This is a genomic window from Paenibacillus sp. 2TAB23 (genome assembly GCF_052115165.1).
Classification (GTDB): Bacteria; Bacillota; Bacilli; order Paenibacillales; family Paenibacillaceae; genus Pristimantibacillus.
The window spans coordinates 45441-62464 of the sequence record NZ_JBFRGD010000026.1; the positions used below are offsets into that span (position 1 = coordinate 45441).

8 protein-coding genes are annotated in these 17024 nt (G+C 47.4%); all 8 read right to left on the reverse strand.

Features of this window, described 5'->3' with window-relative positions:
- Positions 1-119: 119 nt before the first annotated feature.
- Positions 120-863 (reverse strand): hypothetical protein, encoded by a 744-nt coding sequence (locus tag AB4Z29_RS27350; RefSeq protein ID WP_441946138.1) that lies wholly within the window; start codon positions 861-863, stop codon positions 120-122.
- The gene (locus AB4Z29_RS27355; protein WP_441946139.1) at positions 860-2293 is read right to left on the reverse strand and encodes an ATP-binding protein; all 1434 of its coding nucleotides are present in this window, start codon (positions 2291-2293) and stop codon (positions 860-862) included. Before AB4Z29_RS27355 ends, AB4Z29_RS27350 begins: the two co-directional genes overlap by 4 nt.
- A gap of 3 nt (positions 2294-2296) precedes the next feature.
- Positions 2297-2953 (reverse strand): response regulator transcription factor, encoded by a 657-nt coding sequence (locus tag AB4Z29_RS27360; protein ID WP_441946140.1) that lies wholly within the window; start codon positions 2951-2953, stop codon positions 2297-2299.
- Positions 2954-3508: 555 nt separating this feature from the next.
- Positions 3509-10168, reverse strand: coding sequence for an S-layer homology domain-containing protein (locus AB4Z29_RS27365; protein ID WP_441946141.1), 6660 nt, complete (start codon positions 10166-10168; stop codon positions 3509-3511).
- Positions 10169-10701: 533 nt separating this feature from the next.
- Positions 10702-12243: a glycoside hydrolase family 32 protein gene (locus AB4Z29_RS27370; RefSeq protein WP_441946142.1), complete on the reverse strand. Its 1542-nt coding sequence runs from the start codon at positions 12241-12243 to the stop codon at positions 10702-10704.
- 17 nt (positions 12244-12260) lie between these two features.
- Entirely contained in the window at positions 12261-14645 is a 2385-nt protein-coding gene (locus tag AB4Z29_RS27375) for a GH32 C-terminal domain-containing protein (RefSeq protein ID WP_441946143.1), read from the reverse strand.
- 74 nt (positions 14646-14719) lie between these two features.
- Complete coding sequence (locus tag AB4Z29_RS27380) at positions 14720-16027, reverse strand: hypothetical protein (RefSeq protein ID WP_441946144.1); 1308 nt, start codon at positions 16025-16027, stop codon at positions 14720-14722.
- Positions 16028-16144: 117 nt separating this feature from the next.
- Positions 16145-17020, reverse strand: a complete 876-nt coding sequence (locus AB4Z29_RS27385) for a carbohydrate ABC transporter permease (RefSeq protein WP_441946145.1) — start codon at positions 17018-17020, stop codon at positions 16145-16147.
- Positions 17021-17024 lie beyond the last annotated feature (4 nt).

The window sequence follows — 17024 nt, forward strand, 5'->3', positions numbered from 1 at the left end:
TATATTGAAGTTGTAAAGTTTGGACAGCAGACTGCTCCACGAAAAAAAGGCTGACTCCAAGCCCTTTCAAGCGACTTGGAATCAACCCTGTAACAAGCAATATGTAACTAGCACTTTGCTTACAGCTTGGAATAATAGCTGAGCAAGGCCATTACATCTTTACTGAATCCCACAAATGCATTGCTGCCGAAATCAATCATGACACAATATTTCAAATCCTTATCTTCTTTGCTTGTATAATATACCTCTACGGCTGGACCCCACCTGGTCATATTCATCTGCTTGGTTAATTCAGACAAGGGGTAATCTCCATATTCTTCGATGAAACGATCTGCATATTCAAATACCTTTTCATCCGATTCTCCAGGCACGGCTCTCGTTTCTCTGTAAGAGCAAAAGATTTTCAGAATGTCCCCGTCTTTGGCATTTAATACGATGTCATAGGCTACAGCTGGAGCATCCGAGGAAGTCAAGGTCACATTGTATAGACCGCCGGAAATAGCCGAGAGCTCACTGGTGAATGGCATCTGATTCTGCTGAGTTCGCCTCTGCATGGGCTGGGAGGTAATCTCGGCCTCATTCAACAGCTCTTTGAGCTTGTTCTGATCAATCGCCAATATTTCAAATTGTACAAGATCGATGACCAGCTTTTTTTCAAAATAGGTATTGACCGCTTGTATGCTCAGTGTCTTTACAGCATCCTGAGACAATACGCCTTCATACTCTAGTTCATTGTCCTGATGCACTTGAGGTATATTTTTGACCATTACGGTGTCCTTAGGGTTACTGTTGAACCAACCTTGACAGCCTGTCAGCAGCGTTATGGATACCGTGAACAGCATAATTATTCCGTATTTTCTCATCTGCGTAACCCGCTTTCCATATCGGTAGACGCAAAGATTACTTCTACGATTGTTTCATGCGGCTTATGGCTGCTTATTCGAATAGCGGCATTGTGTATGTCTGCAACATCTAGGCAGATCGCAAGCCCGAGGCCAGCCCCGCTGCCACTTCTTGATTTATCTGCCATGTAGAAGGGCTCGAATATTTTATCCTGATGCTCTATGGCAATTCCGATGCCTTGATCGATGACAGCGAGAACGTAGCCATCCTCGCGCCAGAAATTGCGAAGCGTTACCGTCTGCCCCGTAGAAGAAGCCTTCAGCGCATTATCCACCAGATTAAAAACCAACACCTTGATCAAATCACTCTCCAAAGGCAGATAGGCATCCTGGCAATCCAGCACCACTTCTATGCCTTTATCCTTAACCATAATGTCCAGCGCCGGTTTCATCTCCGCAATAATCTCACGCAAGTTCCGCTGCTCAAGCTGGAAATTCCCCTTCTTCAGCAGTATCAAATCCATCAGCTTGAAGGAGAGCGATTCCAAACGTTTCCCTTCTGAGTATATAACACTCAGCCCATCGACGAATAACTCTTCGTTGTATTTGGTCGTACGCAAAAAATTGGCATATCCGATTATTGAGGTCAGCGGTGTTTTAAGCTCATGCGTAAAATTATTAATAAACCGCTGCTTCTCCTCATTGATCCGCTCCAGTTCAACAATTTTGTCTTCGACAACCCCCGCCATCTCATTGAAGCTAGCGCTTAATACGCCGATTTCATCACGTGATTTCAGTGGGACGCGCTCCGAAAAATCCCCTTGGGCAATCACTTTTGCTGTACGGTTCAGCCTGTCAATGGATCTGGTTAAGCCTTTGCTCACAATCAGCATGATCATCATAAACACGAGACAAGCAGCCAAATCGACTTGCGCAAAAAACTTGTACTGGTCCATGCGTTCCTGATAGACAGAAGTAACATCCTTCATATACGTAAATACATATCGTTTATGATTAATATCGGTAATGTTCGCAGTAAAAAGGATCGTTTTGGAGCCCATATCTCTTAGTATATAATGAATCCGATTATTAGTCAGATTGCCCAGCTCACTTCGTTCCGCAGGCATCGGGAAATCCGAGTTATTGAAAACTGTACGATCCGAATCGTCCTTAATATCTAGATACATTTCCTGATCGCTGTTCTTATCCACGAATTCGTTGGCGATCCTCGTTAACACCGTTTTCTCGTAATCGATCGAGTCATAGATTCGCAGGATGGGTATGATAGCATCCACACTGGAATGAATGCTCATATTTTGGCTTAGAGCCACGTCGATGGCCTGTACCAGCATTTTATTATGACTGCGTTCTATAACCATAATAGAAGCCGCGTTGAAGATAACGACAAACACGAGGATCGAGAAAAGATAAATTTTCAGCCATAATTTCATCGATCACTCCTCCAGCCGGTATCCGATTTTGTAGATGGTCTTGATCTGCTCATGCAGGTTCAATTTCTTGCGGAGTGATTTGATATGCATATCTACCGTTCTAGTTTCCCCATAGTAATCAGCGCCCCATACTTTTTCCAGGAACTGCTCCCGAGTCAATGCAATGTTTTTGTTTTTGAGCAAAACAACTAACAGATTATATTCCTTGGGAGTCATCTCCACAGGCTCGCCTTGGATCACGACTTCCCTTTTATCTAGATCCACTTGAACATGCTGGAAGGTGATCACCTTATCTTCCGTTCCATATCTGCGCAGCACCGTTTCGATACGAGCCAATAGCTCAATGGCTTCAAAAGGTTTAACCATGTAATCGTCTGCGCCCAGCTTCAGTCCATTCACTTTATCGTACACCGAGTTTTTTGCCGTTAAGAAAATAACTGGCGTGCCGTATGGCTTAATCCGCTCCATCAGCTCGAACCCGTCAAGGGATGGAATCATAACGTCTAATAAAATAAGATTAAACTTTTCCTGCTTGAGTACGTCTAGCGCTGCCAAACCATCATAAACCTCGACTGTTTCATAATTAACCAGGTTAAGATTCATTTTAATAATATTGGATATATGGATTTCATCCTCAACGATTAGTATCCGTTTGGTCATCTGAATCATTCTCCTGAAGGCTCATATTGTCAACATTCATCTTGATTATATATGCTGCAGAAAGGATAGACAAAGATGCAGCTATTGTCAAGGTACTCGGAGCACCGGCGCGCTAAAACCAATTTCTAAGCTATAAATGGGCTAGATAAAATAAAAAGACCCACTGGGAAATTCCCAGTGAGCTTGAATTTTAATAGATTGGTGTCGATGAGAGGAATCGAACCTCCACGGTTTCCCTCACGATTTGGAAGTCGCTTATGCTATCGGAAAGATAGTTGTGCTCTGGTTTCGAAATCCCAGATCAGCTCAAGCTCTCCATGTTCAATGTAATGAACCAAGGTATCTGATGTTGAGAGTATGATCGACAAAGCGGTGGAAATGTACGTTTCCCATCAGAAATATAAGGCCATCTGTTATATACCCCAGGGTATGCCTGACAGCAGACATACCCTGGAGCTTAATCATTCGTACACTTCTGTCCAACTACGCTTCTGGAAAAACTACCTAGTGCTTAGAAAAAGAATCGTTCTCCGCTGCGCCTATTTTATAGATGCTCTAGAATGCAGCAAGCAGCTTCGACACAACCTGTACACTTTCGGCACGGTTTGCATACCCATTCGGTACAAACTGCTTGTTGCCTCTACCTTGGATAAGACCGAGTTCAGCCGCTGCATTTACTGCATCTTTAGCCCATGGGCTAATATTTGCGCCATCCATGAATGGAGCATTAGCCGAAGACGCGACATCCTTGCCTGATTTGTACTCGAACGCTCTTACGATGATCATCGCCATTTCTTGACGAGTGATGGTTTTGTTCGGCGCAAATTCATCCGCGCTATGTCCGGTTACGATGCCCGCTTCGAAGGCTGCCGCTATGACTTTTGCATACCACATGGTGCTGTCTACATCTTTAAAGCTTGTTTGTGCGCTTGCCTCCAATTCAAGAGCGCGTGCGATGAATGCTGTAAATTCAGCACGGGTTACCTCTTGTTTTGGCCCAAACTCGGTTTCGCTTATACCTTGAACAATATGTTTTGCAGCCAACTTCCTAATTGCATCATGAGCCCAATATTGTTCGCTTACATCTTTGAATGACTTGTCATATTCTAATACAGCATATTTACTAAAATGCTGCACCTCTGCGGTCAACTGCCCGTTCTCATATCTACCGCCAACATATTCCAGGCTGCCGTCATCCGCGATGTTATAGATTCCGACTACATCTAGATTCGCTTCATCGCTCACACTCAGCTTGATTCTGATAGACTTCGAGAACTTCGTTAGCTTTTTGGTTATTCCATCTTCCGTAACGATGGCTACGTTAAACTCGAAGACATCGCCGGCTGTTTTTACATTCACTTTGTTTTTGGATTTCGCTTTTTCCAACAGTTCTTTTACTGTGTCAGCATTTACGACATCCATTTCAAACAAGATCTGAGCATTCTTTCGTTCAGTATCCGTTACGAGTTTCTGCAGTTCCGCTAACACGTCGGCTGGGATTTCAAGTTCGACATCCTCGTGTATGATAACTAAATCGTTTTTGCCATCGATCGCCGCCGAATCTGCGGGCAGCAACGCTTTCTTTTCTCCTTTTGCAATTTTGACTATAATCTTTCCTTGTCCGTTCGATTTCGGGCCGGCCATTACGTTTCCATCCGGCACGCTATTTTCATTGATTCGAACCGGCACGTTGAAATCATCAACGTTGATATGCCCGAAACCTCCGCTTGATTGGTCGACGACCTTCATATAAAGCTCTTCACCGATATAATCCGATGCATCCCAAATCTTTCGTTGATACTCCTCGTAGTTCGTTGCCGTCGCTTTGAACAGCTCTGCTCCATCCGAGGCTCTGACGAGAGCAACGTATAAACGATCGATATCACGTCCGCCGCTGATGAGGAAATCAATCCTGCCGTTGCCGCCAAGAATGAAGTTTTCCGACTTAAGCGTGCCCGTTAAGCTGTCACCGCCGGCCGCTTCATTGTATCCCCATAAATGATAGCCGCCCGGAATTTTTTGCGAAGGATTGAAATAAATTTCATCCCAGAATTTCTCGACATCGGAAACATGAAGGTCCTGGAATGCATCCCCTTCCGTTATCCAATCGGTTAAGTCGCCGGTAGCAAAATCATGGTTAGGCAATTCGGTAATATCATTGTACACGGTGTTGTCCCAATTTTCCGGTACGTAGACCGGGGCCGCTGGCTCTCCCGTCAACGCATTCATGTCCCAAACTTCCATAGACTTTACGGTAATGTCGTTATCGGCCCAGACTTGCAAACCTAACGAGTCATATCTGCCTACATAGACGCGCGTCGTTAATTTCTTCTTGTAGTTGGCGAACGCTTCGACGACGGATCGGTCCAGATAGATATGGAGCTTCAAGTTCTCGCCGTCCAGTTCGACGTAGCCTCCTTGGATGCCGTCCACTCGTACGTCCGGATCAATGCTGCTCTTGGTGCGGTCTACATTAAAGGTGCTCGTTGACTTGTCGTAATAAATAAGCGTTTCTTCTTCGCCATTATCGGAGCGTCGTACTTTGAGCCCGAATTTCTGCGCTTCGCCTGGATCGATTTCCATTACGATCTCCAGCATGTCTCCCTTAACATCATTAAGTTGCGCATTCGCGCTGTTCAGGTTTTTGTTCGTGAAATCGACCAATTTCGTTCCTCTCAGCTCATGCAATTCCTCTATTGGTTCGATTTTCAATTTGTCATTCGAGTCCAAGCTCAAAGCAATCGGCAGCGCCAAATTGTGTGCCCAACCCGATGAATATTCGGCTTGCGGCGTTCTAACGTTCTGCACCATCGAGAAAATAACCGATCTGCCGTCAGGCGTGACCAGACCGCTTTCTGCCGTTAAGTAACCATCGCCCACATCCAGCTTTGAAGGCTCCTCTTGGTCCGGAATAAATCGGAAGCTATCCCGATCCCAATTGCCGATCCAATAGAAGACCTCAACGTCTCTTTGCACATCGTTGGTCGGCAGAACATGTTCAGGCTTTTCGTGAGGGTTAATGATAAAAATGTGCTTTTTGTCCCCTTGGCTATCCGTACCTAGCGGCAGCAGCACCGGCAATTCCCACACCGTTCCAAGTTCCGGGTAAACGCTTCTGTTGCTAGTGTATAAAGGTCCTTTGTACTCCCAATTGTACATATCATCGGATACATAAATGAGAGCCGTACCGCTGCTAAAGTCATCCATCCCGGAGGTAACCAATTGATACCACTTATCGACCTCTTCGTCGTACCATACGAACGGATCCCGGAATTCATTTTTAATGCCGTTTCCGTTTTGTTCCGTTACAGGCTCGGGATGTTTTACCCAATCTTCCAGATAAGGATCCGTTAAATCGGCCGGTGTTGCAATCGCTGTTCGTTGGTTGGGAGACAAGGAGTCATTGCCTGCCGTATAGAAAAGAACAGGATTACCGTCTGCATCATATGTCGCGCCGCCCGACCATGCTCCGTCCGGATCAAGGGTGCCGGCTTCCGGCGCGAGTGCTGGCTTTACATTCTCCCAATGCACCATATCGTCGCTGACCCAGTGGCCCCAGTGAATTTGATGCCAGAAAGGTCCTTGCGGATTATGCTGATAGAACAGATGATATTTGCCGTTGTAATAAAATGGCGCATGGGCCTCGTTCATCCAGTTTTGCGGCGGGATGGCATGGTATTGAGGACGATGCTGATCACCGTCGAACACGCTTGGATCTTCATCGATGTCGGCGTCCGGAATATTCGGAACCTCACCGCCGTGCAGCGCCTTCACGCTCTCATATTGCGCGAGTACCTCTTGCGCCGTCAGCGCTTTATTGCGCAGGTTCACTTCATCCATAAGACCGCTGAACATATTGAAGGAGAACAGTCCGGCTAACTCCACTGGTTTACTGTTTTTCCCGATGATCAGATTTTCCGTGGACGGCGTGATCGGGATATTTATTGGCGTCGCTTTAGACGCGGCTTCCTCACCGTTTAAATATAACTTAATCATTCCAGCTTCTTTATCGAACGTAGCGACCACATGATTCCACTTGTATTTTTCCAACGGGCGATCGTGCACCCAAACTTCTATCCATTGGCCGCCGATGCCAACCTGCATCGACCATGAGCCATGCCGATACATGCCAAGGGCAAAGCCTTCGGCTTTATCCTGATCGGATTGATTCACGATTGCGGAAAGCTTGTTGCCGTCTCCCCACTCATAACTGCGCGGGGACACCCACGCTTCGATGGTCAACGCATCGTTGACGGGCACGATCTCCTCGGCATCGATCTCGATATAATTGGAGTATCCGTCAAACAGCAAGGCGCCGCCTTTCACCCCGTTCGAGCTCCACCTTGGATCCTTCGAATTCATGTATCTAGCGTCATTAAACACGTAATTCACATCATGCTCAAGATTGCGAACTTCTTCGAGCGCCGTCTTTCCGCTGCCATCATCAAGGCTCAAATGAGCAATGTTTCCTGTCGTATGCGCTTGGAAGCCATCGACGGCAATGCTGGCATCATTGGAATTGTCGATTACCTTGACGTACATCTGTTTGCCGAAATGCTCCTGAACGCTCCAGGAAATTTGTTCATTGCCGCTTATATCCCCTGTCTTCTGAAGCATTGCATGGCTGTCTGCATCGAATAAAGCAACATAAGCATCTTCGGGATTCTGATTCTCCAATATACGGAATTTGATTACCCCGGCGCCTTGTAGCGTAAAGACGTTGGATGTAATGGAGCCTTCTCCTTCAACGCTGGATGCCGCGTAGAACGTTCCTTCCTTCGCCTCAAGAGCCTCATTCATCACTTGAAATGCGCTTCCATCCTTTGTCCAGTCGGAGAAATCCCCGGTTTCAAAGCTACGATTGGCAATCTCCGTCGGTATAGCATTTACCGCGTAGATCCCTTCTGCAGGTACAATTTCATTGAAGACATGGAAAGCGTCCGCAAAAATCATACCCCAATCCGATGTCCCGTTGTCGACGATTTCAAAGTACAGATTTTTGCCTATATGTTTAGACAAATCGGCTCTATACCGCTCCATATTCGCCAGACGCAATCCCTGATCCGGATTCGGGAAATTTACGTCGGCGAATTCGGTATTGCCGTATCTGGCAATCAACTTGCCTGTATCCGCGTCGACGACATTAACATACACCTGTTCCGTGTGCTTGCCGCCGCCTAGTCTAAAACTAATCCAGCCTGTGCCGCTTAGCTCGAACGTCGAAGAACGAAGCTTGCCTGTTTCGGCTTCCAAGGCTCTCAAACCGTTCAAGTGATAACTGCCTTCTTGATGATACGGAATATTCTCATTCCAGTAAGTCGTTTCATCAGAAACGCTGTCGCTGTCAAATGCTTGGCCCTCTACGATCGTCCATCCCGTTAAATCTCCGGTTTCGAAGCTGGGATTGTCGACTTGATACCGTTCGAAATCAGGTTTAATATCAGCCGCAACAACGCCTTCGGCTGGTTCTACTTCATGATGCATGAAGAACGCGTCCGCAATAATAATGCCCCAGTCATTCGTTGCGTAATCGACGATTTCTACATATAACTCCTTGCCTAGATGGTCGGACAGATCGGCTTTATACTGCTCCATGTTCGCCAAACGCATGCCCAGCCCCGGATCCGGGAAGTTAATATCCGCGAATTCGCTATTGCCGTATCTGGCAATAACTTTCCCCGTGTCCGCCTCGACGATATTGATGAATGCTTTGCCCGGATTTTTGGCTCCACCCAGCTTGAAGCTGATCCAGCCGCTCCCTCCTAATAGGAAGTTTGAAGAACGTACGACTCCCGTTTCAGCCTCCAGATGCTTCCAACCATTTAAGTGGTATGTGCCTTCCTGATTGTAAGGAATATTTTCTGCCCACCATGTCGCATCTCCAGAAACACTGTCAGGACCAAATGCTCCGCCTGAAACGATTGTCCAGCCTGCCATATTACCAGTCTCGAAGCTTGGGTTCACAAGCTCGTTCGTAATCTCCGTCTGTTGCAAATTGGTTGCTAGAATTCCTTCCATTGGCTCGGCCGCCAGATACATGAAGAACGCATCTGCGAATAGGACACCCCAATCGGAATTTGCGGCATCAATGATTTCCAAATACAGCTCTTTGCCCAAATGAAGCGACAAATCGGCCTTGTATTGCACCATATTGGCCAGACGCATGCCCTGATCCACATGCGGGACGTTCACGTCGGCAAACTCGGTGTTTCCGAATTTGGCTACAACGTTGCCCGTACCCGCTTCCACAACATTTACATGCATCGTCTCGGTATTTTTGCCGCCTCCCAGCTTGAAGCTAGTCCAGCCGCTGCCGCCTAACGTGAAGGTGCTGGAGCGGAGCTTTCCAGTATTGGCTTCGGATGTTTGCCAGCCATTCAGGTGATAGGAGCCCTCTTGATTGTAAGGAATGTTTTCCGCCCACCAGTACGTTGAATCCGTTACGCTAGTAGGTCCGAACGCATCTCCTTCGATGACCGTCCAACCAGTTAAGTCTCCCGTCTCAAACCCTGCATTTTCAATCTGAGCATCGGTAAGATCCGGCGTAAGATCTGATGCAAGCACGCCTTCAGCCGGATCGGCAAGGTGATAAGTAAAAAAGGCATCTGCAAAGAGCGCCCCCCAATCGTTGCTTGCTTGATCTACGATTTCCAGAAATAGTTTCTTCCCTAGTTGAGCGGACAAGTCAGCCTTATACTGCACCATATTTGCTAGACGCATGCCTTGTTCCACATTTGGAAAATTAACATCAGCAAACGCCGTGTTTCCGTATCTGGCAACTAGCTTTCCCGATTCCGCATCCACTACGTTGACATGCACCTTTTCCGTATTCTTGCCGCCGCCCAGCTTGAAACTAATCCAGCCGCTGCCGCCTAACGTAAAGGTACTGGAGCGAAGCTTGCCTGTAGCTGCCTCGCCGGTTTTCCAACCGTTCAAATGATAAGCGCCTTCTTGGTTATACGGAATTTCTTCCGCCCACCAAGTAGTTTCGTTCGATACGCTGTTTGAACCGAATACACTTCCTTCAACTACAGTCCACCCTGTTAAATCGCCGGTCTCAAAGCCTGGATTCTGAATTTCAAAGACATCATCCGTTACTGGCGGCTCTTCAGCAGAAACGCTTGTTACGAAATAAGCGGGAACGATCAGTTGAAGAACCAACAGCAATGAAAGAACAATAGCAATTTGTTGCCTTTTTAAATGACCTATTAGCATGGAAGAACCTTCTCCTTTTTGATTCAGCTTGAACTTAAACTATATAAGATGAACTAAACCTGAGTACGCCGTTAACGCTGCGTGAACAAAGTCATTCTTCCGATCGCGGTTGCAGCCAAATGGTTTTGATTCGTTTCACATGTAGTTACCCTTTGGTCTGCAAAAGAGAATATTGCATTTCTCCAGAACGACTTTATTCTCTCCACCCGCACAGCTCATTCATTATTTCAGCTTATATAGTTATTAAACATACGAAAAAAACTGTGCAACCCCATGATGAAACGTTTCCAATTTTACAACTATGAAATCGCAGCTCCTTTAAGCTTCCGCTTGTGCCCCGTCGCTCACCTCCCTCAATAGCCGCTTCATTTCAGCCTCTTACGCGAATAAAAATGATACCTTGCTATGTCGGCAGAATAATAGCTCATCATCATAAAGCATAGGAATATATGCTAGTAGTAGAATCGCTCTTTCGATTGATTCTGCTTCTACTATTCTCTTCAATGCCCTACTCTAGTACTTGGTCATAGCGATTAGAAAGATACACTATGGCTAATGATGTCTTCTTCCATGCGTTTAGAGTTTTCCTTATGGCACAACTTCCATCTGTCTATAGTTACTTCCACCTCGCCGTCCGAGAACAATTCGATTCCATTGCTGTCACCCGACGGATAGATGGTCGAAGACATCGTCTTCACCCCGTCGTTGATAAAGATCTCGATACTGGACAGGTCAAGGAAAATTCTCAGGTTTAATACGCCGTCTTCTAAGCCTACCGATACCGTTCTCACGCCGTTGATACCGCCCTCCGTAGGAGCCTCTTGAATCACATGACCACTTCGGGAACGGTCGAAGGAAAATGTACCCACCTCGGCATCGTACGAAAGTACGGTTTCCTCTTCTTTCCCCTTCCTGACCTTCAATCCGAATGTGGAAGCGCCAAGCGGTTTGAACGCAACTTTTAATTCTAGCTGCTTCCCTTCCATTTCATGAAGCGACCGCTTTCCGTTTAACTTGGATTGGAAAGTAACGTGATGGCTTCGGTAGTCTTCGATTTCCTTCACCGGTTCCTGATAGAGCAGATTGCCTCTGCGGCTCAATACTCTAGGTAGCGTCATCATGCCTGCCCATTGATGTCCAAGCTGCGCAGCTGGTATATTCCGGTCCCACATCTGCATCCAACCAATTATGATTCTTCTTCCTTTGTCATCGATTAACGTTTGCGGAGCATAATAATCAAATCCATAATCCAATTCGTCGGCATATTCGTATTCATACGCCCCCGTCTCGTAATCTAGCTTGCCGATCATGTAGGTGACGGAATGAACATTGCAAAATCGCTCTCCGTCTCTTTCCAAATATTGCGGCGACAGAATCAAAACATCCCGATCACCCAGCTCGAACAAATCGGGGCATTCCCACATTTTTCCGAACCTGTTGCCGCTTCTGGACATAACGCCCACATACTGCCATGACCGTAAATCGGAAGATCGATACAGCAGTATTTGCCCGCTGTCATCCTCGTAGCGGCTCCCGATAACGGAGTAATAACTGCCATTCTTGCGCCACACCTTCGGATCCCTGAAGTCTTGCAGGAGAGCACCTGCAGGCAATGCATCCGATCCGATGACCGGATTCTCGTCCAACTTCGTGTAGGTAATGCCGTCGCCGATCGCAAGGCACTGCGTCTGACGGATTTTCCCGGGATCTTCGGGGTCGGGGTTGTGATGGCCAGTGTACATAAGCACGTGCTGGCCGTCCACTTCAATCGCCGTACCCGAAAAACAACCGTCCCGATCATAAGGGGCATCCGGCGCTATCGCGACGGGAAGCGAATCCCACTGGATCAAATCTTTGCTCTTCGCATGTCCCCAATGCATGGGGCCAGGAGCCGCTTGATAAGGATGATATTGATAAAAGAGGTGATAGTCCCCGGCAAAAAACGAAAAGCCGTTCGGATCGTTAAGCCAGCCGATATCTGCGGCATAGTGATACCCTGGCCGATAATCTTGATGGACAAGGTGTTCGTTCCTTTTGATATAATCGTTTGCTTGTTGAACCGTAAAATTCCCCATGCTTCGTCCCCTTCCAGCTATTGCTCGTCATAATACGGTTTTACAGTCGCATCCGTGTACACGGAGCCCATTTCGAATACCGTCAAACGGTCGACAACCAGACTGCTGTCTCCGAAAATTTCCAGTCCCGTTGCCATTTCCAAAGTTGGGAATATTCTGCTGGTAATGCTTACGGAATCATTGCCATACACCTCCAGCAAGGAGCGATCCAAAAAGATCTTCAGTTTGACGGTGTCATTCTCCACCGATAACGGCGCTTGCTGCACGCCCAAACCGGTTTTGTCCAGGCTCGAGTTCAAGCGGTCAACCTTGAGCCGATTGTCAGCGGTATCATAATAGACTGAAGTGTATTCCACATCGTCAGGCGCTTGTCTTACCTTGATGCCGGCCGGATTTCCGCCGTTGTTGTGGAATTCCAGATAAATCTCCAGCAAGTCGCCTTTGATGTCTTTCAGTTTGGCATTGGTTTCATCCACTGTGACGTTGGACAGTTCCAGCAAGGTGTTCCTTCTGGCGTTCTTCACCTCTTCGATTGGAGACACCTGCAATTGTCCCAAATCATTTAAATATAGCGATACGGGCAGCCCTGTCGTATGTGCCCATCCCGCATAATATTCTTCCCATGAGCCCCGGGATCCTTGAGCAATCGTAAAGAGAATGGATCGTCCCGTCTTGGGATCAACAAACCCGCTCGGACCGGTGAAGAAGCCGTCTCCGTAATCGATCAGACGAGGCTCCTCGTGCTCGGGAACAAATCGTTTCGATGCTTCGTCGAATTGGCCTAGCCAATAATAGACTTCTACATCAGCACCGGATCCATGGGGACTGACGATGAAAATGTCTTTCTTGATTGACCCATCGGCCGATTGCACAGGGAGCAGGAGGGGCAGCTCCCAATGCTCGCCAAGAAACTTGAATTTATCGCGATTGCTTTCAAATACGTTTCCGTGATATTCCCAATTTTCCAGATCGGATGAGGAATATATAGAGGCCGTTCCCCCATTGTTGTTGTTCGTGCCGGTACCGACGAGCATGTACCAAACATCCTTTTCGTTGTCCTTCCATACGAACGGGTCCCTGAATTCGCCGAAATCGCCTTGTCCTTCTTTCTGAACGACGATCGGCTGCGGGTGGGATTTCCACTCCACTAAATACGGATCTTGAAGATCGACCGGTCGAACCAATCCTACTCTCTGATTCGGTTTTTCGCTGTCGTTGCCCGCGGTAATGAACAAGACCGGTTTCCCATCGCGGTCGAGCGTTGCGCTCCCCGTCCAGACCCCGTCTGGCGCCAGCTCACCGGCCTCCGGGGAAACTGCTTCTTTCACGTTTTCCCATCGGATCATGTCATCGCTGACCCAATGTCCCCAATGGATCTGATGCCAGAAGGGGCCGAATGGATTGTGCTGATAGAACAAATGATATTTGCCGTTGTAATAAACCGGGGCATGCGGCTCGTTCATCCAAAATCCCGGCGGAATGGCATGAAACTGAGGGCGATAACGGTCTCCGTCATAAATGGCGGGATCGATTCGGATCTCATCATAAGCGATATGCGGAACCGCATTTCCGCTTGTTTGGACATAATGTTCATAAGACTGCTTCACTTCTGCCTTGGTCAAGGCTTTGTCATATATTTTCAGTTCGTCCATCATGCCGTTAAACATGTTGGCGTCGAATACGCCGGCCACTTTGAAATTGTTACTGTGCTTGCCGATGGACAACTTATCGTCGCTTTTATTAATAGGCTTGCCTTTGTATTCTTCAAACACTTCTTCGTTGACTTTCTCGCCGTTCAAGTAAAGCGTCGCTTTGCCTTCCGTGGAATCAAACGTCGCGACGACATATGACCATTTGAACTTTGGCAGCGGATGTCCGTTGTCCCAAATTTCCACATTGCCAGCCAACAGCGAATCTCCCAGCCCCAATTGAAGCGACCACGTCCCATGCCGGTACATTCCAAAAACGAAGCCTTCTTTTTTCTCCTTGCTCCCTTGACTGACGAATGCGGAAAGAAGTTGTTGATCTCCCCATTCGAAAGCTCGCGGCGCCACCCATACGCCAATAGACAGTTGATCCTCAGGCGTATCGAACTTTTCCTTTTCAATAAAAGTGGAATATCCGTCGAAAAGCAATGAACCGCCGTTGATTCCGATCTTCTTCCATAACGGATCGGAATGTTTTTTGTACAGCAGTGGTTGATTTCTCTCATTAAACACGTAGTTGACGTGCTGCTTTTCTTCGCTGACAAGGTCAACAATATTCTCGCCGGTCTGTTCGTTAAAATTCCAGTATCCGGTCAATCCCTTTTCATCCGATTCGGACGTGCACGCTGCCATTCCAAGGACCAAGATGCTTAATGCCAAAAACAAGCCGTATTGCCCAAATCGTATTTTTTTCACCCACTGTCTATCCTCTCTACTTGGTTTAAATGGAGAGCCGCTTGTCGCTGGCTCTCCATTTAGATCAGCCAGATTTACTTCAACTGGTTTGTAGCTTCGATTGAATCCGCAGGAGCCGCATCAAGCTTTGTATTAAAGGAGTCGAAAGTCATAAAACCCCAATCGGACGACGCCTGATCGACGATTTCAATATACAAGTTCTTGCCGAGATGCTTAGAGAGATCCGCATGGTACTGAACCATGTTGGCTAGTCTCATGCCTTGATCGACATTCGGAAAGTTAACGTCTGCAAACTCGGAGTTGCCATACCGGGCGACCTCATTCTTGCTGTCCGCATCGATGATCGAGATGTACATCGTGGAAGAATCTTTGCCTCCGCCTAGCTTGAAGCTGATGTTTCCGGAGCCGCCAAGTTCGAAGGTTGTCGACGTGAGCTTGCCTTTGCCGCCTTCATTAAACAAACCGAAAAGGTATTTTCCATCTTTGTTATACGGAATTTTTTCGGCCCACCAGGTTTCGTCCACCGTTACGCCCGCATGTTCGAAAGCGTCTCCTTCGATAGTCCAGCCGCACAGGTTGCCTTCTTCAAATCCGCCGTTGGCGATCTCATTAGGAGAAGGAGCTGCTGCCTGAGCGCAGTCGTACGATCTTGCCTTGTCTTTCTTCTCGCCAGCCGCTTGCGGTTCCGCTACGCCGTCCACGTAATACGTACGGATATCGTCCAGATTGATAAATCCGAAGTCGCCGTCGTCGTCCCCATCGACCACCATCAAGTACATCTCTTTGCCCAAGTACTTGGACAGGTCCAACGTGTACTCCGCATAGTTGTTCGTAAAGCCTAGTCCGGCTTCATATTTGGATACGTCCGCAATTCCAGGATCGACAAACTCGGTGTTCGACTGCTTGGCAATCATTTCGTCGTTCTCGGCCAAATGGACGGCAACGAATGTTGTGTCGATGTCCCGAGCGGCGCCGATCTTCATCGAAATCTTTCCGTCGCCGCACATTGTGAAGGTTGAGGATTTTAATTTGCCCGTTTTCGTTTCTTTAATCGTCTCGTCGAACCCTAAACCATACAAGTGCCAATTTCCTTCATGCTTAAAAGGTATTTTCTCTTTCCAGAAGGTCGGGTTCGTCATTACGGTATCATCGATAAAGGCATCTCCTTCCACAATTGTCCAACCAGTCAAGTCACCCGTCTCAAATCCTCCATTAACGGGCTGCGCATTCTCGGGCGTGCAAGCCGATATGTCTGCAGGCGCAGTCGCTTCGGGATTGTTGGATGCGGTGCCGGCACTTTCAGCGTTCTCCTCATTGCTTTGACAAGCGGCCAACGAAACGGCTAATACAAGCACGCACAGAACAGATACAATTTTCTTCAAGAATACACACTTCCTTCGGTTGAATTTTTGCAAACAAGTTCACGAGATCGAAACACGGTCAAGCGATTGGGTAGAAGCCTGCCTACTTTCGCCGTATGCTGCCCCGTTCTTTATGGATTACTTAATCCCCGCGGTACTAAACCCTTCCACGATGTATTTCTGTGCCAGGGCATAGACAACGATTAGGGGAATCGTTGCTAAGGTGAGAGCGGCCATAATCTGTCCGGTTTCGATCATCGGCTGCTGCGCTAACGAATTTAATGCGGCTTGTATCGGATAAAGCGGCCAGTCGCCGTTTCCGCTCGGAGCAGGGAGTACCATAATCGGCCATATATAATCATTCCAGACGCCGATAAAATTCAAGGTGGCAATGGTGGCAATAATCGGCTTGGAAGTGGCCAGAATAATATGATAATAGACCTGCAATTTGCTGGCGCCATCCATAATCGCCGCTTCCTCCAGCTCTCTCGGAACGCTTACGAACGATTGCCGGAAGAGGAATATATTGAATACGCTGACCAGAGGCGGGATCAGTACCGCAAAGATCGTGCCAGTCAAGCCCAAGCGGTGTACAATCGTATATAGCGGAATGATCGTCGTTTCAATGGGTACAACAATGAGAAAGACAATCAGCCCGAGCAGAAAGCTTTTCCCGGGAAAATGGAATTTCGCAAGCGCGTACCCCGCCATGGAAGAAACGATGATGTTGCCGATCACGATGAATGCGGAATAGAAAGAGCTGTTCAACATAAAACGCCAAATCTTGTAATCAGTTAATAAAATCGCATAGTTTCGAAGGAAAACCGAGCCATCCGTCATATTGGGAATGAAACTCGATATTTTCCCCGTCTCGCTGTAGATCAGAACATCCGGTTTGGTCGAGGCCGCCAGCATCCACACCGTCGGAAACAGGAACAGAACGGCGAGAACGGACATAAACAGATAGATAAATAACAGCCTGAAGCCTTTGTTGTTCACGGTCATTCCTTTCATCCGT